This window comes from Kribbella sp. NPDC049584 (assembly GCF_040675555.1).
Lineage (GTDB): Bacteria > Actinomycetota > Actinomycetes > Propionibacteriales > Kribbellaceae > Kribbella.
The window spans coordinates 112,345-129,882 of the sequence record NZ_JBFAPF010000017.1 but is presented as its reverse complement, the minus strand read 5'-3'; the positions used below and the strand labels follow the sequence as shown (position 1 = coordinate 129,882).

The window sequence follows — 17,538 nt, the reverse complement described above, 5'->3', positions numbered from 1 at the left end:
CCTCCTAGGACCTTCGACCACGACTGCGCACGTGGGATCCGCCACGTCCGTCGACCGATATGTGTACACCCGGTCGCCACAAAACCGTAGCCCCTCCGGTGTCGGCACCGCCACGTAGGCTTGCCTCCATGCCATCCCCGCGTGTCGCGGAACCAGTCCCGGGAGCCCTCCCGACGGTCTCGCTGAACCTCCCCCGCAAGGCCCCCGTGGTCGTCGACGAGACCCACACCCAGCTCGTCCGCCGGGCCCGCAAGATGCACAAGGTGCTCACCGACACCTACCCGGACGCCCACTGCGAGCTGGACTTCACCACTCCGCTCGAGTTGCTGGTGGCCACCATCCTGTCGGCCCAGACCACCGACGTCACGGTGAACAAGGTGACGCCCACGCTCTTCGCGAAGTACCCGACCGCCCAGGCGTACGCCGAGGCCGACCGGGACGAGATGGAGGCCATCCTCAAGCCGACCGGCTTCTTCCGGGCCAAGACCAACAGCGTGATGAAGCTCGGCCAGGCTCTCGTCGACGAGTACGACGGCGTCGTGCCGAACAAGCTGACCGAGCTGGTGAAGCTCCCGGGCACCGGCCGGAAGACGGCCAACGTGGTCCTCGGCAACGCCTTCGGCATCCCCGGGATCACGGTCGACACGCATGTCGGCCGCCTGGTCCGCCGGTTCGGCTGGACCGCCGAAGAGGACCCGGTCAAGGTCGAGCACATCATCGGCGCGCTCTTCCCGAAGAAGGACTGGACGATGCTGTCGCACCGGCTGATCTTCCACGGCCGCCGCCGCTGCCACGCCAAGAAGCCGGCCTGCGGCGCCTGCCCGATCGCCCAGTGGTGCCCGTCGTTCGGCACCGGCCCGACCGACCCCGAGGTCGCCGCGAAGCTGGTGAAGGTCCCGGCGTGAACCGTCCAGCACGATCGCGTACGACGTCCCGCCGCCGGCCACTGGTCCGTGCGGTGACGGCTGTCGCGCTCGCGATCCTGCTGGCTGCCTGCGGCACTGAGAAGCCGGGAGCCACGTCAACGCCCACTCCGGTCGCGGGTGCGGACAAGCTGGCGGCCTGCCCCTCGACGCCGTCGAGACCACCCACCACCGGCGCATTGCCGGACGTCACGCTTCCGTGTCTGGGCAGCGGTCCGGACATCCGGCTCGCCGACCTCCGCGGTCCGCTCGTGATCAATGTGTGGGCGCAGTGGTGCGGTCCGTGCCGCGACGAAGCGCCGTACCTGGCCAATCTGGCGAAGGCGGGGACGGTCAAGATGCTCGGGATCGACTACGACGACCCGCGGCCGGAGCTGGCGGTGAAGTTCGCGACCGACGAAGGGCTGACGTATCCGCACGTCGTCGACCGGGACAAGGCGATCCAGCGTGCGTTGAAGATCGGCGGCCCGCCGCTGACCGCTTTCATCGACAAGGACGGCGCGGTCGCCTTCGTGCACCGCGGCGTGCTCACCTCGCAGCACCAGCTCGATCAGCTGGTGGAGGAGCACGCGCGATGACGTTCGATGTGGAGATCCCGGACTGGCTGCGTCCGTTGGCGAAAGCCTCCGATGATGTGGACCCGAACCAGTTGTCCCGCTTCCTGCCGCCGGACGATCCGTCGGTGCGGAAGTCCGCCGTCCTCATCTTGCTTGCTGAGGGCAACGACGGTCCCGAGGTGCTGCTGACCGAGCGGGCCTGGACGCTGCGCAGCCATGCCGGGCAGATGGCGTTCCCCGGCGGCGGCGCCGATCCCGAGGACGGGACCGGTGACGAGGGTCTGGTCCGGACCGCATTGCGCGAAGCCGAGGAAGAGACCGGGCTGGACCCGGCCGGCGTCGTACCGTTCGCGATCTGGCCGGCGCTCTGGGTGCCGGTGAGCAACTTCGGCGTGTCGCCGGTGCTCGCCTGGTGGCGGAAGCCGTCGGCGGTCGCGGTGGTCGACCCGGCCGAGGTCGCGTCGGTGCACGAGGTGCCGATCAGCGCGCTCGCCGACCCGGCGAACCGGATCAGCTGCCTGCACCCGTCCGGCTTCACCGGTCCGGCGTTCGTCGTCGACGACCTCTACATCTGGGGCTTCACGGCGGGGTTGCTGGATAAAGTGCTCCTTCTCGGCGGATGGCGCCGCGACTGGGACCCCTCGGTCGTCGTACCGTTGCCCGACCGACTGGTCGAGGCGGCCTGGCGGAGGCATGGGGACAAGTCGGAAGGCGTGGAATGAGCTGGCTCGACTGGGCGGTGCTCGGCACCGCGGCACTGGTGGCGATCTCGGGGTACGTCGAAGGGTTCGTGCTCGGCGCCTGCGCCACGCTCGGCCTGCTCGGCGGCGCCGCGGTCGGCGTCTGGGGCGTCCCGAGGATCCTCGACCATTTCTCACCGAGCGTGACGGTGTCGTTCGCCGCGCTGGTGCTGGTGGTGGGACTGGCCGCGCTCGGCCGAATGCTCGGGGCGATGGTCGGTACCAGGGTGCGCAACCGGCTGTCCTGGAAACCGATCCGGTTCCTCGACGCGCTCGGTGGTGCCGCGCTGGCGGCCGCCTCGGTGCTGATCGTCGCGTGGGTGCTCGGCGTCGCCGTGAGTGGGGCTCGCATCCCCAGCGTGACGTCGGCGGTCCGCGGCTCGCAGGTGCTGGCGAAGGTCGACGAGGTCCTGCCGAGCAGCGCGGATCGCGCGCTGCAGTCGTTCAACGACGTGGTCAACACCGATCTGTTCCCACGGTTCCTCGACCCGTTCGTGCCGGAGCGGATCCGCGACACGCAGCCGCCGGACAGCGCGATCGCGCGCCAGCTGCCGGTGCGATCGGCGTACACGCGGATCGCGAAGGTGACCGGGGTCGCCAGCTGCTCGCGCGGTCTCGAGGGCAGCGGGTTCGTGTATGCGCCGCAGCGGGTGATGACGAACGCACACGTCGTGGCCGGCGTCAGCTCGCCGCAGGTCGAGGTGAACGGGAAGAAGTACGAAGCCAGGGTCGTCGTGTTCGACCCCGAGACCGACATCGCGGTGCTGTACGTGCCGAACCTGAAAGAGCAGCCGCTGACCTTCGACTTCGCCGGTAAGGCCGACGACTCGGCGGTCGTGCTCGGCTACCCGGAGAACGGTCCGTTCGACTCCGAGCCGGCCCGGATCCGCTCCGAGGAACGGCTCCGCGGCCCCGACATCTACGGCGACAAGACCGTCACCCGCGACGCGTTCTCGATCTGGGCCTCGGTCCGCCCCGGCAACTCCGGCGGACCGCTGCTGTCGGCCAAGGGCACGGTGTACGGCGTGGTCTTCGCCGCCTCCGTCGAGGACAACCGCACCGGCTACGTCCTGACCGCCGAACAGGTCTCCGCCGACGCCCGCACCGGCACCACCGCCACCCAAGAGGTCTCCACCCAATCCTGCACGTGATGCAGCGGAATCCGTCGTACGCCGCATTGAAAGGTCGTGACGGTGACGACGAGGTCGCTCCCCTTCGATGAGCTGGTGCGGTCGAGCGAACGCCGGCTGCTGCGGCTCGGGCTGATGCTGAGCGGCAGTGTGCACAGCGCAGAGGACCTGGTCCAGACGGTTCTCACACGCGCACATTGCCGCTGGGACCAGATCGGTGCCCTCGAACACCCTGAGGCCTACCTGCGCAGGATGGTGGTCAACGAGTACCTCGGCTGGCGCCGCCTGCTTAAGAACCGCGAGGTCCCGCTCGCCGAGCCCATCGAGCAGCCGGCCACCGAAGACATCAGCGCCCGTCAGGCCCAACGCGACGCCACCTGGCAACTCCTGTCCGGCCTGCCCCGCAAACAGCGCGCAGTCCTGGTTCTGCGGTACTACGAGGACCTACCGGACAGCGAGATCGCCGAGGTTCTCGGCATCACGCCCGGCACCGTCCGCTCCAACGCCGCCCGAGCCCTGGCAACGCTCCGCGATCGTCTGCCCGAAGAGGAGGCCTGACATGCCCAAGCTGACCGACGAACAGCTCGGCGACCTCCTCCGGGAAACCTTCGCGGACCGCGAGACGCTGGCCGATCAGTTGCCCGAGGTGACGAAACGCCGCAACCCTGCCCCGGTCCTGCTCGCCGCGGCCGTGATCCTCGCCGTACTCGCGGGCGTTCTGTACGGCGTGCACCGTGCCGACCGGCCAGATCCCGCGCCACCCGTGGCGACCGCACCGGAGCCGGGCGACATCTGGGGCGCCGCGATCGTCACCATCGCGCGGCAGTTCGCTCCGGCCGGTGGATGGCAGTCGATCGAGGTGTACGGTCCGGGGGATCGCCCGCTGTCCCTTCCGCCGGACGCGACCCCGACCCCGGTCGTGCAGATGACTGCCCAGGACCGGAAGCGGATCGAGCAGGTGGTCACGCCGGTCGCGCCGGTCGTCTGGAACGGCCGGGACTCCGGAAACTCCTGCGACGGCCGGCGGGTAGCGAGCGTCACGGTCGGTCCGATCGTCGACAAGGGAGATCACCAGGAGGTTGCCGTCAGCATCTTCTACGACTGCGGTCGCGGCTACCTACCGAAGTACCGCATCGAGAAGGTCGACGGGGTCTGGAAGGTCACCGGGACCATCGGCTATCCGGAGGGTGTCGAGCCTGTCGGCGGCTGTCCTACGCCGGTAAAGACTTCAGCCAGTCCACGACCAGGCTGTTGAACAGGTCCGGCGTCTCCTCGTGGGGGAAGTGGCCGGCCGGGGCGATCAGCTCGTGGCGCAGGGGTGCGGCGACCAGCTGCGCCGGAGTGGTCGCGGTGGGGGAGACGGCGGAGTCCTGCGCGCCGTGGACCTGCAGCACGGGTACGGCGACCGGCGTACGCATCCTGGTCGAGTACTTGCGGCCGTCCGGACGGAGTCGCGAGCGGACGAACCAGCGGTGGTACTCGAGGGCGCAATGCGGCGCTGGCCACACCTGAAGCGCTGCCCGGTAGCGGCGAGACGCCTCCGCGTCGGGGAAGCTGCTGGCTGGCGCGGCCCAGGCGCGGAGGAGGCCCTCGATGTGGATGCCGTCCTGCGCCAGCAATCGGCGCTCCGGAAAGATCGGCAGCTGGAACCAGGCCGTCCGGCGCAACGCCTTGGCCCGGCCGGCGCGGGCCAGCACGAGCGGATGCGGCGCCGAGACGGCGGCCAGCCCACGGACCTGTCGGGGGGCCAGTACTGCGGCTGACCAGCCGATGAAGCCGCCCCAGCCGTGCCCGACGACCGCCGCGTCGGTCGCACCGAGGGAGCGGATCACGCCCGAGACGTCAGCTGCAGCCGTGTACGGGTCGTAGCCGCGGGGTGTCTTGTCGCTGGCGCCGTACCCGCGCAGGTCCATCGCCACCGCGCGGTAGCCGGCGGCCGCGACGACCGGCAGCTGGTGGCGCCAGGCCCACCAGAACTCGGGAAAGCCGTGCAGGAACAGGACGAGTGGGTCGTCGGCCGCGCCGCACTCGGCCACATGGAACCGGGCCCCGTTGGCCGCGACCAGCGAGTGCGACCAGGGGCCGTCGACCAGCAGGTCGACGACTCCCGCCGGGCTCAGCGCCGTACGCCCGACTCTGGCAAGGCCGCGTGCTCCTCGTCGCCCTTGCCGATCGCCTTGAACACCTCGACCGACTGCTTCGAGGTCTCGATCGTCCGCTCCGGACCCTTGGCGCTCTTCAGCGCCCGCCTCCCGATCAACACCAGGATCGCGGCGATCAGCAGGAAGGCTCCGGCCACGATCAGGAACGCGATGGCCGGGTGCAGGCCGGCCGCCGTCAGTCCGTACGCCGCGGAGATGCTCAGCAGGATGACCGCGAGCAGCGCCAGGAATCCGGCCGCCGAGAACATCCCGGCTCCGGTGCCGGCCGCGACCGCGGTCTTCTTCAGCTCGGTCTTGGCGAGCTCGACCTCGCTGCGGACCAGGCTGGACAGTTCCTTGCTGGCATTCGCGACAAGCTGGCCGACCGTGGGCTCGTTCCCGTTCTGCCCCATCGACATCGCAAAACTCCTTCCCACGTGTCCGTAGCCTGACACTACAGTCCGTACCCGCCGTCAATCGGCGTACGCGCGGTTTCGGCGAGCCAGCAGGAGCGCGGCGATCAACGCGGCCAGCACCGAGGCGACCAGTACGGCGGCTTTGGCGCGCTCGACCTGGGCGGCATCGGTCTCGAAGGCGAGCTGTGCGATCAGCAGCGCGACCGTGAAGCCGATGCCGGCCAGCACCGACACCGCGGCGACATCTCGCCAGGCCAGGTCGGAGTTCAGCTCGGCCCGCGTGAAGCGCGCGGTCAGCCAGGAGCCGCCGAACACCCCGACAGCCTTGCCGACCAGCAGCCCGGCAACCACGCCGATCGCGACCGGGTCGGTCAGCATCTGTCGTACGGCGGTGCCGCTCAGCGTCACGCCCGCGGCAAAGAGCGCGAACACCGGTACGGCGACGCCCGCGGACCAGGGGCGCAACCGGTGCTCGATCCGCTCGGCCGGCGCGTGCTCCTCACCGGGATCGGCGACCACGCGGGTGACGAGGCCCAGCGCGACACCGGCGATCGTCGCGTGGATCCCGGACTCGTGCATGAACCACCACGCCGCCACGGCGATCGGCACGTAGAGGAACGGCGTACGGACGCGACGTCGCTGGAGCAAGTACCAGAGCGCGATCAAGGCGATCGCGGCGAGCAGCCAGAGGAGATGGAAACCGTGTGAGAAGAACACCGCGATGACGAGGATCGCGCCGAAGTCGTCCACCACGGCCAGCGTGAGCAGGAACGCGCGCAGCGCGCTCGGCAGCGACGATCCGACGATCGCCAGAACGGCCAGCGCGAAGGCGATGTCGGTCGCAGTCGGCACCGCCCAGCCGTGGGGCTTGCCGTCGTTCGCGATCAGGTTGGTGATCAGGTAAATGATTGCCGGAAGCATCATTCCGGCGACGGCGGCGACCACCGGCACGACGGCCTCGGCGAGCTTCGACAGCGTGCCGACCACCAGCTCACGCTTCAGCTCGACACCGGCCAGGTAGAAGAACAACGCCAGCGCGCCGTCCGACGCCCAGGCCTCGACCGTCAGTGGGCCGAGCTGGGCGTCACGCAGGTGGTGGTACGCGTCCTGCCACGGCGAGTTCGCCCAGACCAGCGCGATCACGGCCGCCCCGAGCAGCAGCAACCCGCCGGTCGTCTCGGCGCGCAACGTGTCGGCGAGGAAGGCCCGCTCGCGGCCGAGAATGCGCGGGAAGGCGCGCTTTCGCTGCCGGATCCGTGGGTGCTCGCTCATGGACGGCCCTTCGTTCGGGGTCGGTCGGACGACTGCCGACCAGACTTCCCGGCGCACCAGCCCACATTCTAACGGGTGGTGTCTGCCCCCGCGGTGAGCTCGGTCGCCAGCGCTTCGAAGTCGGCCGCGACGACGTCCGGTGCGAGGAATGACTTCGGGTACGGCGTCTTCCGCCGGTCGATGTACAACCCCTGGAGGCCGGCCCGGCGGGCTCCGTCGATGTCCCACGGGTGGACTGCGGCGAGCGCCATCCGATCCACGGGCACCCCGCACACCTCGGCGGCGTAGCGGTAGGCGGCCGGATGCGGCTTCCAGCGCTGAGGGGTGGCGACCTCGAGGCGGTGCTCGAGGAACGGCATGATCCCACCCTTCTCGAAGACCTCCTTCGACATCGCCGCCGACCCGTTCGTCAGCGTGATGATGCGGATGCCGGCGTCGTGGATCCGGCGCAGTCCCGGTGCGACATCGGGGTGCAGCGGCAGGCGGGTGAAGCCGGACAGCACGCGCGTGACCGTCTCGTCGTTCGGCTCGATCCCGGCGGCGATGAGCTGTGCCTCCAGGAGTTCGGCGGCGAGCTGGCGGAAGTCGGCGTACGCATCGACAGCGGTCAGCGCGAACCCGTCCCGCAGCGTCGCCGCGAAGCATGCGTCGAGGCTGTGCCTGGGCAGGCCCGCCGCCTCGAACCCGTCCCGCAGCGGCTCCATGTCCGTCAGGGTCTCGTTGACGTCGAGCACCAGTACGTCGATCATCACGACTCCTCATATCTTGGATCGGTCGGTCCAAGATATGATGCCGGGTATGGCGGATGTCAAACACTTCGACGAGGCGGAGGCGCTGGCCACCGTCGAGCAGCTGTTCTGGCGTCGTGGGAGCGCGGCCACCGGGATCCAGGACGTGGTCGCGGCGACAGGGCTGAGCCGGTCGAGTCTCTACAACGCCTTCGGCGGCAAGGACGACCTGTATGCGGCGGCGGCTCGGCGCTACCTCGAGCACCGGTCGCGGCCGATGTTCGACCAGCTGGCTGCGGACGGTCGTGGGCTGGCCGCAGTACGCGCGTTCTTCGACCGGTTGCTGCGGCTGCGGCTGTCGGGGGAGTACGCCGGGTGGGGCTGCATGATGGCGAATGCGAACGCAGAGAACCCGCCCGACGCCGTACGGTCGGTGCTCGCGGAGCATCATGCCGTACTGCGGGATTCGCTGGCGGCCGCGTTGACGGTTGCTCAGAGCAACGAGGAGTTGCGGTCCGGGGTCGAGGTCGAGGGCGCGGCGGAGTTGCTGACGCTGCTCGCGTACGCCGTGAACCTGCGGTCACGAGCTGGTGCGACGCGGGCGCAGCTCAGATCGGCGGTCACCGCGGCGCTGGCTGCGCTGGTTAGCTGATCCAGACGCGCGGATCGGGGCCCTTCGGGACGATGCCCGTCGGGTTGATGTTGTGATGGGTGACGTAGTAGTGCCGCTTGATCTGGTCGAAGTCGACCGTCTCGCCGAAGCCAGGCCGCTGGTACAGGCGACGCGCGTACGCCCACAGATTCGGGAACTCGGTCAGCTTCTGCCGATTGCACTTGAAGTGGCCGTGGTACACCGCGTCGAAGCGGACCAGCGTCGTGAACAGCCGGATGTCCACCTCGCGAAGCGTGTCGCCGAGTAGGTACTCACGGTCTGCGAGCCGTTCCTCGAGTTCGTCGAGACGGGCGAACAGGGCGTCGTACGCCTCCTCGTACGCCTCCTGGCTGGTCGCGAAACCGCAGCGGTACACGCCGTTGTTCACATCGCGGTAGATCTCGTCGATCAGAACGTCCATCTCCGCGCGATCCGGCGGGATCAGCTGCGGGGCACCGGGCTTGTGGAAGTCGGTCCACTCGGTCGACAGGTCGAGCGTGATCTGCGGGTAGTCGTTCGTGACCACGTCGCCGGTCAACGTGTCGACGATCGCGGGGACGGTCACGCGTCCGTCGTACGTCGGGTCTGTGCGCAGGTAGGCCTCGGACAGGAACTTGATGCCGAGGACGGGGTCGGTGTCATCCGCGTCGAGGGTGAACCGCCAGCCGCGCTCGTCGCGGATCGGGTCGACGATCGCCAGGCTGATCGCGTCCTCCAGGCCGAGCAGCCGGCGGACGATGACGGACCGATGCGCCCATGGGCAGGCCAGGCTGACGACCAGCCGGTACCGCCCCGGCTCGACCGGCCAACGGCCCTGGTCGTCCGGGCCCTCGCCGGGTGCGGCGCTCGAGTCCCGCGTGATCCGGCCGGTGAATCTGTTGCCCTGCCGCTTCCATTCGCCGGCCGATGACGTCTCCTGCACGAACTGTCCCGGGGTCATAACGGTAAAACTACCCCTGCTGGCAATTGGCTGAGGCTGCGGATCGTCACTGGCCGTGAGACGGCACTGGACGTTACAGTCGGGCTGACAAGGTCGTTCGCGACAAAGTAGTCGCGAGCGTCTTGCGCGGTACGACTGACCGCGGCCCGCGTACCCCGGCAACCGGTTTGCCGGGCAGATTCCCAGGGATACTTGAGCTCATGGCCCGCCCACGGAACAACCCCGGCGATCTCGCCGAGCTCCCTACCGAGCTCCGGCCCGATCGTCCGAAGGGTGACCAGATTCGCGAGATTCTGGAGAACCTGACCCGCTCGCTGGCCGTCGGCACCGTGCTGCCGTCCGAGCGCGTCCTGGCCGAGCGCTTCGGCGTGGCCCGGATGACGGTCCGGCAGGAAGTGGACCGGGTCGTGGCCGAGGGTCTGGCCAACCGCCGACCCGGCGGCGGCACGTTCGTCGCCGAGCCGCGCCCGTCGCGCATGCTCGCCTCGTCGTTCAGCCAGGACATGATCAACCGAGGCATCCAGCCCGGCGCCAAGGTCCTCGAACACCGCGTCGGCGCCGCCGACGAGGACCTCGCCCGCGAGCTCGAAGAGCCGATCGGCACCCCCGTCCTGCACCTCGTCCGCCTCCGCACCGCCGACGGCGACCCGATGGCGATCGAACGCACCGCCTTGTCCCTGCAGCGCTACCCCGGCCTCGACGAAATCGACTTCGCCGAGAAGTCGCTCTACACCGAACTCTCCACCCGGTACGGCGTGACGCTCGGCATGGTCTCCGCCTCGATCGTCGCCGCCCCGCCCGAACCCGGCGACGCCGAACTCCTCGAGATCGACAACTCCACCCCCTGCCTGATCATCACCGTCGCCCCCCGCACCGCCACCGACCAGGTCATCGAATTCGGCCGCTCGGTCTACCGCTCAGACCGCTACGACATCACGGTCGCCTACCGCGCCACCTGAGCTCCGGAGCTCGTCGGGACACGGGAGGTAGCCGCCCCCGGCTGCAGAGCACGCGGGGGCGACTTCTCCAGGTACGCGGAGGCTAGAGATTGAGGTAGGTGTCGAGCTCGGTCAGGATTAGGGCTATTGGGTTTGCGGCGTCGACTTGTAGGTAGTCCTCGGGTGGGCGTTTGGTTCGTTGGAGCCAGGTTTGGAACAGCTGGTCGCCGTCAAGGTCTGTGTCGCCTGCGTCGATTGCGTGCAGGCCGATGGCTCGGCGTTGGCTTCGTAGCGGGACCCGGGCCTTCAGCCGGCCGTCGATCAGCGCGAGATCGTCCGTGACCAACTCGACGTACTTGTAGGCGACACCCCGCTCATCCGCCATCGCCCGACCCGTCGCGACAATCTCGTCGTACCCGCACGGGCTGTCGATCACCACGCTGAACCCTTGGGCCAACAAACTTCGCGTCTGCTCATACATGACGGGATACGCGACCCGGCCGCTCGCCTCGATCGAGACGCCGCCGTCGAGAACCGCGCTCCTGATGACATCGAGATCCACCACGGCCGCGCCGTACCGTGAGCCGACGTGACGCGCGATCGTGGATTTCCCGGATCCTGGAAGGCCGGACATCTGCAGAAGAAACTGCTTCATGGCTGCCTAGACGTTCAAACTGCGGAGAACGTTCGGGGTTTCGCCGCGCTCCGCCAGGCGCGTCACGATCTCGACGGTCAGCGCCTGCACGAGCATCGCGCCGACCGTCGTCGACGTGGCACCGGTGAGTTCCGGCGAGCCCGGGACCTCGATCAAGGCATCACCCGGTACGCCGCAGTTGTCGATCACCACGTCGGCGGTCTCGAACAACCGCTGACCACCTGGCGCTCGGGACGTGGTGGAGGTCGTGTGCGCAAGAGACGTCAGCGCGATCACCTGCGCGCCCCGCTCGCGTGCACCCAGAGCGAACTCGACCGGTACGGCGTTCCGCCCCGAGTTCGACGCGATGAGTACGACATCGCCGGACGCCAGTTGATTGACCTCCAGCAGTACGGCGGCCAGCCCGGGCAGCCGCTCGAGCAGCGAACTCTTCTGCAACCCCTCGTGCAGCATCAGCCCGGGTTCGAGAATCGCCCGTACGTCGGCCAGCCCGCCGGCGCGTCCGTACAGCTCCTCGGCCAGCGCGTGGCTGTGGCCGGTCCCGAACACCCAGAACCGCTTCCCGCCGGCAAGCGCCTCCGCGACCAGTCCCGCCGCCACCCGGATCGCCCCCAGTTGCGTCTCGGCCGCCTGGTGCGCAATCGCCAACGCCTTACCGAAGTACTCCTCAGCCCCAGCCATACGCCGAACCTATCGCCCACGCTCGCCGGCCCGCGAGCACCCCGACTAGACCACTATTCTCCGGGGCCGGAATCTTGCTCACCGCAACAACGGCCGCGCGCGAATCGTAGGTGCTGCCAACGCTGGGGTCACGGATGGCGAACCTGTCTCCGCTTACACTGCCCGGGTGGACGAGCAGACTCCGACCGCCCTGACTCAGTTGCCGAGCTGGCTGCTGACCCAGAGCGCGGCCCAGGCGCACCGGATCGTCACCGAGTCGTTCGCTGCCGGGGGTGCGCGGGCGTACCACTTCCGGCTGCTGGCGACCCTGGTGGAGTTCGGTGCGGCCAGTCAGGCGACGCTCGGGCGGCGCAGTTGCATCGACCGCAGCGACGTAGTTGCCGCGCTCAACGAGCTAGAGGGCGACGGGTACGTCGAGCGCAGCCCGGACCCGACCGATGCCCGACGCAACATCATCACGATCACCACGGCCGGCAAGCGGCACTACAAGCGGCTCACGAACCTGGTCGGCAAGGCGCAGGAGGAGATCTTCGCGCCCCTGTCGGCCACCGACCGTGCCCGGCTGACCACGATCCTCACCAAGATCCTGGGCTATCACCAGGACCTGTAGGACTACCTGTTCGGCAGCTGGGCGCGAGCCGCCTGCTGGGTACGGCGTACGCGCAGTTCGCGAGCGTGAACGCGCCGGCGAGCGGCTCGCGAGATCTTCCGGCGTTCCTCGGTCACGGGGGTCGGCTGGGAGTCGGTCTGGATCGCATTCACATGTTGTCCGATGCACGGTCCGGCGCGATGGTTCCGCCGTACGCCGGATTTCTGCCCCGCCGGGCCCGGAATTGGTCCTGTTCGGCGCAGATTCGAAACGACTCGGCGATACACCGGTTCCGTGGCAGGGTCAGCGTTGGTAGAAAGGTAACCGGGCGCGCCGGCGCGCCGAAGCCAGCGATGAGGAGTCGTCGACGTGACGAATGCAGAGTCACCCAAGCCCGAGGCGCAGTCCGACGCGCTGTCGAACCTGATGCACGAGGAGCGCCGCTTCGAGCCGCCCGCCGAGCTCGCCGCGAACGCGAACCTCAAGGCGGACGCGTACGAGCGGGCCGCGGCCGACCCGGAGGGGTTCTGGGCCGAGCAGGCCAAGCGGATCACCTGGGCCACCGAGCCGACGGAGACGCTGGACTGGAGCAACCCGCCGTTCGCCAAGTGGTACGCCGACGGCAAGCTGAACGCGGCGTACAACTGCGTCGACCGCCACGTCGAGAACGGTCTCGGCGACAAGGTCGCGTACTACTTCGAGGGTGAGCCCGGTGACACCCGCGAGATCACCTACGCGCAGCTCAAGGACGAGGTCAGCAAGGCCGCCAACGCGCTGCTCGAGCTGAACGTCCAGGCCGGTGAGATCGTCGCGATCTACATGCCGATGATCCCCGAGACCGTGGTCGCGATGCTGGCCTGCGCCCGGATCGGCGCCCCGCACACGGTCATCTTCGGCGGCTTCTCCTCCGAGGCGCTGAAGGACCGGATCCTGGACTGTGACGCCCGCGTCGTGATCACGTCGGACGGCGGCTACCGCCGGGGCGCGCCGGCGGCGCTGAAGCCCGCCGTGGATGCCGCGCTGGAGGACTGCCCCGACGTACGCAACGTGCTTGTGGTGAAGCGCACCGGCCAGGAGACCGCGATGGTCGAGGGCCGCGACCTGTGGTGGGAGGACTTCGTCGGCAAGCAGTCCGCGGACCACACGCCGGAGGCCTTCGACGCCGAGCACCCGCTGTACGTGATGTACACCTCGGGCAGCACGGGCAAGCCGAAGGGCATCCTGCACACGACCGGCGGCTACCTGGTCGGTACGTCGTACACGCAGTGGGGTGTCTTCGACCTCAAGCCGGACACCGACGTGTACTGGACAGCCGCGGACATCGGCTGGGTCACCGGCCACAGCTACATTGTGTACGGCGCCCTTGCGAACGCGACCACCTCCGTGCTGTACGAAGGCACCCCGGACACCCCGCACCAGGGCCGCTGGTGGGAGATCGTGCAGAAGTACAAGGTGTCGATCCTGTACTGCGCTCCGACCGCGATCCGGACCTTCATGAAGTGGGGCGCGGACATCCCGGCGAAGTTCGACCTGTCGACGCTGCGGGTGATCGGGTCGGTCGGCGAGCCGATCAACCCGGAGGCATACATCTGGTACCGCGAGAACATCGGCGGGAACAAGGCGCCGGTCGTCGACACGTGGTGGCAGACCGAGACCGGTATGCACATGATCTCGCCGCTGCCGGGCGTGACCGCCGGCAAGCCGGGCGCCGCGATGCGGGCGATTCCGGGTGTGTCGGTCGACGTGGTGGACGACGCGGGAAACTCGGTGCCTGATGGGTCCGGCGGGTACCTCGTGATCACCAAGCCGTGGCCGGCGATGCTCCGGACGCTGTGGGGCGACGACCAACGCTTCATCGACACGTACTGGTCCCGCTGGCCGGGCGTGTACTTCGCGGGCGACGGCGCGAAGAAGGACGAGGACGGCGACCTGTGGCTGCTCGGCCGGGTCGACGACGTGATGAACGTGTCGGGTCACCGCCTGTCCACGACCGAGATCGAGTCCGCCCTCGTCTCGCACCCGAAGGTGGCTGAGGCCGCCGTCGTCGGAGCGTCCGACCCGACCACAGGTCAGGCGATCGCGGCCTTCGTCATCCTGCGCTCCGAAGCCGGCGACGGCGGCCCCGACGTGGTCCAGGAACTCCGCAACCACGTAGCCAAGGAAATCGGCCCGATCGCCAAGCCCCGCCAGATCATGGTCGTCTCCGAACTCCCCAAGACCCGCTCCGGCAAGATCATGCGCCGCCTCCTCCGCGACGTAGCCGAAAACCGCGAGGTAGGCGACGTAACCACCCTCGCCGACTCCACCGTCATGGACCTGATCAAATCCAACCTCGCCGCCGGCAAATCCGACGAAGACTGAGCACTTCGGCAACTCAGCAGGCCTCCGGTTCGCCGGGGGCCTGCTGCCGTTCACGCGGGTTCTTGCAAGAGAGACGGAAGTTGTTCGAGGGCGACTACCTCCGGGGGTGGGAAAGCTCGTGACTCGCCGATCGGGCCCTCCTCCTCGCCGCGGAGGTAGTGGTTGATGAAGTGTTGGGTTTGGGTGAGGACGGTGGCGCATTGGGTGGGGGTTATCTGGCCGGTGCGGAGGGCGTTGGCGAATTCGTCGAGGTCGAGGAGTTGGTAGCGGTTTGCGGCGGGTGGGATCAGTAGGTCGACGTACAGGTCGTGGACGATCAGGCCGTTGTCGGTGTGGTCGATCTCTACGAGGTCGACGTACCACCAGCCTTCGACGGGGCCGCTGAAGACGGCTTCACGGGATGGACCCCGGGTGGGGATTACCGTCGGGGGGTGATGGCGGTGCTTGCGGTTGTTCATGCGGGGTTGGCGGCTGCGTGGGTCGGGGGGATGGCGTACTCGTTGTTCGTGGTGCAGCCGAAGGTGAAGAGGTACTTCGGGAAGGACAGCGACGGGCGGGAGCAGCTCACCGCGGTGATTGCTTCGGGCAACCGGTGGAAGGTGGTCGGGCTGATCGGCGCGATCGCGCTCACCGGGATCGCCATGCTGCTGATCGACCACCACGACTGGTGGATCCACGCGGTCAAGGGCCTGCTGCTGCTCATCGCGACCGGGATCTTCTGGTACGTCTCGTGGCGCCACTGGCCGCAGCGGGTATTCGCTACCGCGGCCGAGCTGCCCGCCCTTCAGCGCCGGCTGATCGTCCTCGCGACGACGATGCTGGGGCTGGCCGGAGTGGCGTTCGCGCTGGGTGTGGTCGCAGTACACCTCTGAGAGTTTGGTCACAGAAACGATCGCTTGTGTCACTCATCGCGAGAAATACATTGGACAGGAATGCATCTCGCGAGGCAGAGGAGCGACCAGATGTGTGGCATCACCGGGTGGGTGGCGTACCGGCAGGACCTCGGCGCGGAGCGGAAGGTCGTCGACGCGATGACCGAGACGATGTCGTGCCGCGGGCCGGACGCGAGAGGCACCTGGTACGCGCGGCACGTCGCGCTCGGGCATCGCAGACTCGCGGTCATCGACCTCCCCGGCGGCGAGCAGCCGATGACCACCGAGGTCGTCCACGAAGGACGCACGATCACGCTCGGGATGGTCTACAGCGGTGAGGTCTACAACTACACCGAGCTGCGCGACGAGCTCCGCCGCCGCGGGCACACGTTCACGACCGACTCCGACACCGAGGTCGTCCTTCGTGCGTACGTCGAGTGGGGTACTGCGTTCGCCGAGCGGCTGAACGGGATGTACGCGCTGGCCATCTGGGACCCGCGGACCGAGACCCTGGTGATGGTCCGCGACCGGATGGGCATCAAGCCGTTCTTCTACTACCCGACCGCGGACGGGGTGCTGTTCGGTTCCGAGCCGAAGGCGATCCTGGCCAATCCCGCCGTACCGGCCGTCGTCGAGGCCGAGGGTCTGCGCGAGCTGCTGACGGTGTCGAAGACGCCCGGCAAGTCGCTGTGGGCGGGGATGTTCGAGGTCGAGCCGGGCACGGTGGTCACGGTCGACCACGCCGGCATCCACCGCAGCACGTACTGGCGCCTGGAGACCCGGCAGCACACCGACGACCAGGACACCTCGGTCGCGCACATCCGGGAGCTGCTCGACGACATCACGCGGCGGCAGCTCGTGGCCGACGTGCCGCGGTGTGTGCTGCTGTCGGGCGGGCTCGACTCCAGTGCGATCACGGCACTCGCGGCCGGTCAGCTGGCCGAGGAGGGAAAGAAGGTCCGCAGCTTCGCGGTCGATTTCGTCGGCCAGGAGGAGAACTTCCAGCCGACGGAGCTCCGCGGTACGCCGGACACGCCGTACGTCCATGACGTCGCGGATCTGGTGCATTCGCAGCACTCGGACATCGTGCTGGACAACGCCGTGCTGACGGACCCGGAGATTCGGCGGAAGGTGGTCCGGGCGAACGATGCGCCGCTCGGCGGCGACATTTTCAACTCGCTGTACCTGCTGTTCGCGGCGATCCGGGAGCAGTCGACGGTCGCGCTGTCGGGCGAGTCGGCCGACGAGGTGTTCGGCGGCTACCTGTGGTTCCACGACCCCGAGGTGCGGAACCGGCCGATGTTCCCGTGGATCGCCTACACGCTGTCGCGACGGCAGCCCGGGCAGGTCCACGCGCTCCGGAAGGACGTGCTGAGGCAGCTCGATCTCGGCGGTCATCTACGGGAGCGGTACGCCGAGGCCGTGCGCGAGGTCGAGCGGCTCGACGGCGAGTCTGACGACGAGTGGGCGATGCGGAAGGTCTGCTACCTGCACCTCACCCGGATGGTGCGGATCCTGCTCGACCGCAAGGACCGGATGAGCATGGCGGTCGGGCTCGAGGTGCGGGTGCCGTTCTGCGATCACCGGCTGGTCGAGTACGTCTACAACACGCCGTGGTCGATGAAGACGTTCGACGGGCACGAGAAGAGCCTGCTGCGGGCGGCGACCAGCGACGTACTCCCTCAGTCGGTGGTGGACCGGCGCAAGTCGCCGTACCCGCAGACGCAGGATCCGGCGTACGTCGAGGCGCTGGCGGGCCAGGTCCGCGAGCTGGTGGCCGATCGCCATCCGGTGTTCGAGCTGGTGGATCGCGAGAACGTCGATCAGGCGGCGCGGTCCGCGGAGGGGGCGGCACGGCGGCAGCTGGAGCAGACGCTGTCGCTGGCGACCTGGATCGACCTCTATCACCCCGACATCAGGCTCTCGCTGTAGGAGTTGTTTGG

Annotated in this window: 20 protein-coding genes; 12 read left to right on the top strand and 8 right to left on the bottom strand. The window is 68.6% G+C overall.

Annotation, left to right across the window (positions count from 1 at the left end; genetic code table 11):
- The first annotated feature begins 128 nt into the window (after positions 1–128).
- Genes nth through AB0J62_RS39540 form a run of 6 tightly spaced genes read left to right on the top strand, consistent with a single transcriptional unit; the run spans position 129 to position 4,605 of the window.
- A complete protein-coding gene (gene nth, locus AB0J62_RS39565; protein ID WP_363882716.1) occupies positions 129–905 on the top strand; it encodes an endonuclease III in 777 nt (258 codons plus the stop codon).
- The gene (locus AB0J62_RS39560) at positions 902–1,501 is read left to right on the top strand and encodes a TlpA disulfide reductase family protein (RefSeq protein ID WP_363882713.1); all 600 of its coding nucleotides are present in this window, start codon (positions 902–904) and stop codon (positions 1,499–1,501) included. The genes nth and AB0J62_RS39560 overlap by 4 nt, the downstream gene beginning before the upstream one ends.
- Positions 1,498–2,202, top strand: a complete 705-nt coding sequence (locus AB0J62_RS39555) for a CoA pyrophosphatase (protein ID WP_363882710.1) — start codon at positions 1,498–1,500, stop codon at positions 2,200–2,202. Before AB0J62_RS39560 ends, AB0J62_RS39555 begins: the two co-directional genes overlap by 4 nt.
- Positions 2,199–3,371, top strand: a complete 1,173-nt coding sequence (locus AB0J62_RS39550) for a MarP family serine protease (protein ID WP_363882707.1) — start codon at positions 2,199–2,201, stop codon at positions 3,369–3,371. Before AB0J62_RS39555 ends, AB0J62_RS39550 begins: the two co-directional genes overlap by 4 nt.
- A gap of 42 nt (positions 3,372–3,413) precedes the next feature.
- Positions 3,414–3,908 carry a SigE family RNA polymerase sigma factor gene (locus tag AB0J62_RS39545; RefSeq protein WP_363882703.1) on the top strand — a complete coding sequence of 165 codons (495 nt, stop codon included), beginning with the start codon at positions 3,414–3,416 and terminating at the stop codon, positions 3,906–3,908.
- Between the two features lies 1 nt (position 3,909).
- On the top strand, positions 3,910–4,605 hold the full coding sequence (locus AB0J62_RS39540; RefSeq protein ID WP_363882700.1) for a hypothetical protein: 696 nt from the start codon (positions 3,910–3,912) through the stop codon (positions 4,603–4,605).
- Here the strand turns inward: AB0J62_RS39540 and AB0J62_RS39535 are convergent.
- From AB0J62_RS39535 to AB0J62_RS39520, 4 genes are all read right to left on the bottom strand, one after another.
- On the bottom strand, positions 4,562–5,386 hold the full coding sequence (locus AB0J62_RS39535) for an alpha/beta hydrolase (RefSeq protein WP_363882697.1): 825 nt from the start codon (positions 5,384–5,386) through the stop codon (positions 4,562–4,564). The two genes, AB0J62_RS39540 and AB0J62_RS39535, sit on opposite strands and share 44 nt — an antisense overlap.
- Before the next feature lie 80 nt (positions 5,387–5,466).
- Positions 5,467–5,910, bottom strand: a complete 444-nt coding sequence (locus AB0J62_RS39530) for a phage holin family protein (RefSeq protein ID WP_363882694.1) — start codon at positions 5,908–5,910, stop codon at positions 5,467–5,469.
- Positions 5,911–5,964: 54 nt separating this feature from the next.
- Entirely contained in the window at positions 5,965–7,179 is a 1,215-nt protein-coding gene (gene nhaA, locus AB0J62_RS39525) for a Na+/H+ antiporter NhaA (RefSeq protein WP_363882691.1), read from the bottom strand.
- A gap of 68 nt (positions 7,180–7,247) precedes the next feature.
- Positions 7,248–7,928, bottom strand: coding sequence for a haloacid dehalogenase type II (locus AB0J62_RS39520; protein ID WP_363882688.1), 681 nt, complete (start codon positions 7,926–7,928; stop codon positions 7,248–7,250).
- A 49-nt stretch (positions 7,929–7,977) separates the two neighbouring features.
- Here AB0J62_RS39520 and AB0J62_RS39515 point away from each other — a divergent pair, with 49 nt between their 5' ends.
- Complete coding sequence (locus AB0J62_RS39515) at positions 7,978–8,559, top strand: helix-turn-helix domain-containing protein (protein WP_363882685.1); 582 nt, start codon at positions 7,978–7,980, stop codon at positions 8,557–8,559.
- On the opposite strand, the gene AB0J62_RS39510 is transcribed toward AB0J62_RS39515, so the two are convergent.
- Positions 8,552–9,499: a glutathione S-transferase C-terminal domain-containing protein gene (locus tag AB0J62_RS39510; RefSeq protein WP_363882682.1), complete on the bottom strand. Its 948-nt coding sequence runs from the start codon at positions 9,497–9,499 to the stop codon at positions 8,552–8,554. The two genes, AB0J62_RS39515 and AB0J62_RS39510, sit on opposite strands and share 8 nt — an antisense overlap.
- A gap of 200 nt (positions 9,500–9,699) precedes the next feature.
- Between AB0J62_RS39510 and AB0J62_RS39505 the strand changes: the two genes are divergently transcribed.
- Entirely contained in the window at positions 9,700–10,458 is a 759-nt protein-coding gene (locus AB0J62_RS39505; RefSeq protein ID WP_350853015.1) for a GntR family transcriptional regulator, read from the top strand.
- Positions 10,459–10,540: 82 nt separating this feature from the next.
- Here the strand turns inward: AB0J62_RS39505 and AB0J62_RS39500 are convergent, their stop codons facing one another.
- Together AB0J62_RS39500 and AB0J62_RS39495 are read right to left on the bottom strand one after the other, a co-directional pair.
- Positions 10,541–11,092: an ATP-binding protein gene (locus tag AB0J62_RS39500; protein ID WP_363882678.1), complete on the bottom strand. Its 552-nt coding sequence runs from the start codon at positions 11,090–11,092 to the stop codon at positions 10,541–10,543.
- Positions 11,093–11,098: 6 nt separating this feature from the next.
- Positions 11,099–11,773: an SIS domain-containing protein gene (locus tag AB0J62_RS39495; RefSeq protein ID WP_363882675.1), complete on the bottom strand. Its 675-nt coding sequence runs from the start codon at positions 11,771–11,773 to the stop codon at positions 11,099–11,101.
- 166 nt (positions 11,774–11,939) lie between these two features.
- Between AB0J62_RS39495 and AB0J62_RS39490 the strand changes: the two genes are divergently transcribed.
- A complete protein-coding gene (locus AB0J62_RS39490) occupies positions 11,940–12,383 on the top strand; it encodes a MarR family transcriptional regulator (protein WP_363882672.1) in 444 nt (147 codons plus the stop codon).
- A gap of 405 nt (positions 12,384–12,788) precedes the next feature.
- Entirely contained in the window at positions 12,789–14,723 is a 1,935-nt protein-coding gene (gene acs / locus AB0J62_RS39485) for an acetate--CoA ligase (protein ID WP_363882889.1), read from the top strand.
- Between the two features lie 50 nt (positions 14,724–14,773).
- Here the strand turns inward: acs and AB0J62_RS39480 are convergent, their stop codons facing one another.
- Positions 14,774–15,181 (bottom strand): DUF402 domain-containing protein, encoded by a 408-nt coding sequence (locus tag AB0J62_RS39480; RefSeq protein ID WP_363882669.1) that lies wholly within the window; start codon positions 15,179–15,181, stop codon positions 14,774–14,776.
- Positions 15,182–15,211: 30 nt separating this feature from the next.
- On the opposite strand from AB0J62_RS39480, the gene AB0J62_RS39475 reads away from it, so the two are divergent.
- Positions 15,212–15,595 carry a hypothetical protein gene (locus tag AB0J62_RS39475; protein WP_363882666.1) on the top strand — a complete coding sequence of 128 codons (384 nt, stop codon included), beginning with the start codon at positions 15,212–15,214 and terminating at the stop codon, positions 15,593–15,595.
- Positions 15,596–15,685: 90 nt separating this feature from the next.
- Positions 15,686–17,527 (top strand): asparagine synthase (glutamine-hydrolyzing), encoded by a 1,842-nt coding sequence (asnB, locus tag AB0J62_RS39470; protein ID WP_363882663.1) that lies wholly within the window; start codon positions 15,686–15,688, stop codon positions 17,525–17,527.
- Positions 17,528–17,538 lie beyond the last annotated feature (11 nt).

Excerpts from the sequence above, each read along its gene's own strand:
- AB0J62_RS39475 (WP_363882666.1), top strand. The coding sequence starts at position 15,212 with ATGGCGTACTCGTTGTTCGTGGTGCAGCCGAAGGTGAAGAGGTACTTC.
- AB0J62_RS39515 (WP_363882685.1), top strand. The coding sequence starts at position 7,978 with ATGGCGGATGTCAAACACTTCGACGAGGCGGAGGCGCTGGCCACCGTC.
- nth (WP_363882716.1), top strand. The coding sequence starts at position 129 with ATGCCATCCCCGCGTGTCGCGGAACCAGTCCCGGGAGCCCTCCCGACG.
- AB0J62_RS39480 (WP_363882669.1), bottom strand. The coding sequence starts at position 15,181 with ATGAACAACCGCAAGCACCGCCATCACCCCCCGACGGTAATCCCCACC.
- AB0J62_RS39555 (WP_363882710.1), top strand. The coding sequence starts at position 1,498 with ATGACGTTCGATGTGGAGATCCCGGACTGGCTGCGTCCGTTGGCGAAA.
- AB0J62_RS39500 (WP_363882678.1), bottom strand. The coding sequence starts at position 11,092 with ATGAAGCAGTTTCTTCTGCAGATGTCCGGCCTTCCAGGATCCGGGAAA.
- AB0J62_RS39520 (WP_363882688.1), bottom strand. The coding sequence starts at position 7,928 with ATGATCGACGTACTGGTGCTCGACGTCAACGAGACCCTGACGGACATG.
- AB0J62_RS39495 (WP_363882675.1), bottom strand. The coding sequence starts at position 11,773 with ATGGCTGGGGCTGAGGAGTACTTCGGTAAGGCGTTGGCGATTGCGCAC.
- asnB (WP_363882663.1), top strand. The coding sequence starts at position 15,686 with ATGTGTGGCATCACCGGGTGGGTGGCGTACCGGCAGGACCTCGGCGCG.
- AB0J62_RS39550 (WP_363882707.1), top strand. The coding sequence starts at position 2,199 with ATGAGCTGGCTCGACTGGGCGGTGCTCGGCACCGCGGCACTGGTGGCG.
- AB0J62_RS39510 (WP_363882682.1), bottom strand. The coding sequence starts at position 9,499 with ATGACCCCGGGACAGTTCGTGCAGGAGACGTCATCGGCCGGCGAATGG.
- AB0J62_RS39530 (WP_363882694.1), bottom strand. The coding sequence starts at position 5,910 with ATGTCGATGGGGCAGAACGGGAACGAGCCCACGGTCGGCCAGCTTGTC.
- AB0J62_RS39540 (WP_363882700.1), top strand. The coding sequence starts at position 3,910 with ATGCCCAAGCTGACCGACGAACAGCTCGGCGACCTCCTCCGGGAAACC.
- nhaA (WP_363882691.1), bottom strand. The coding sequence starts at position 7,179 with ATGAGCGAGCACCCACGGATCCGGCAGCGAAAGCGCGCCTTCCCGCGC.
- acs (WP_363882889.1), top strand. The coding sequence starts at position 12,789 with ATGCACGAGGAGCGCCGCTTCGAGCCGCCCGCCGAGCTCGCCGCGAAC.
- AB0J62_RS39505 (WP_350853015.1), top strand. The coding sequence starts at position 9,700 with ATGGCCCGCCCACGGAACAACCCCGGCGATCTCGCCGAGCTCCCTACC.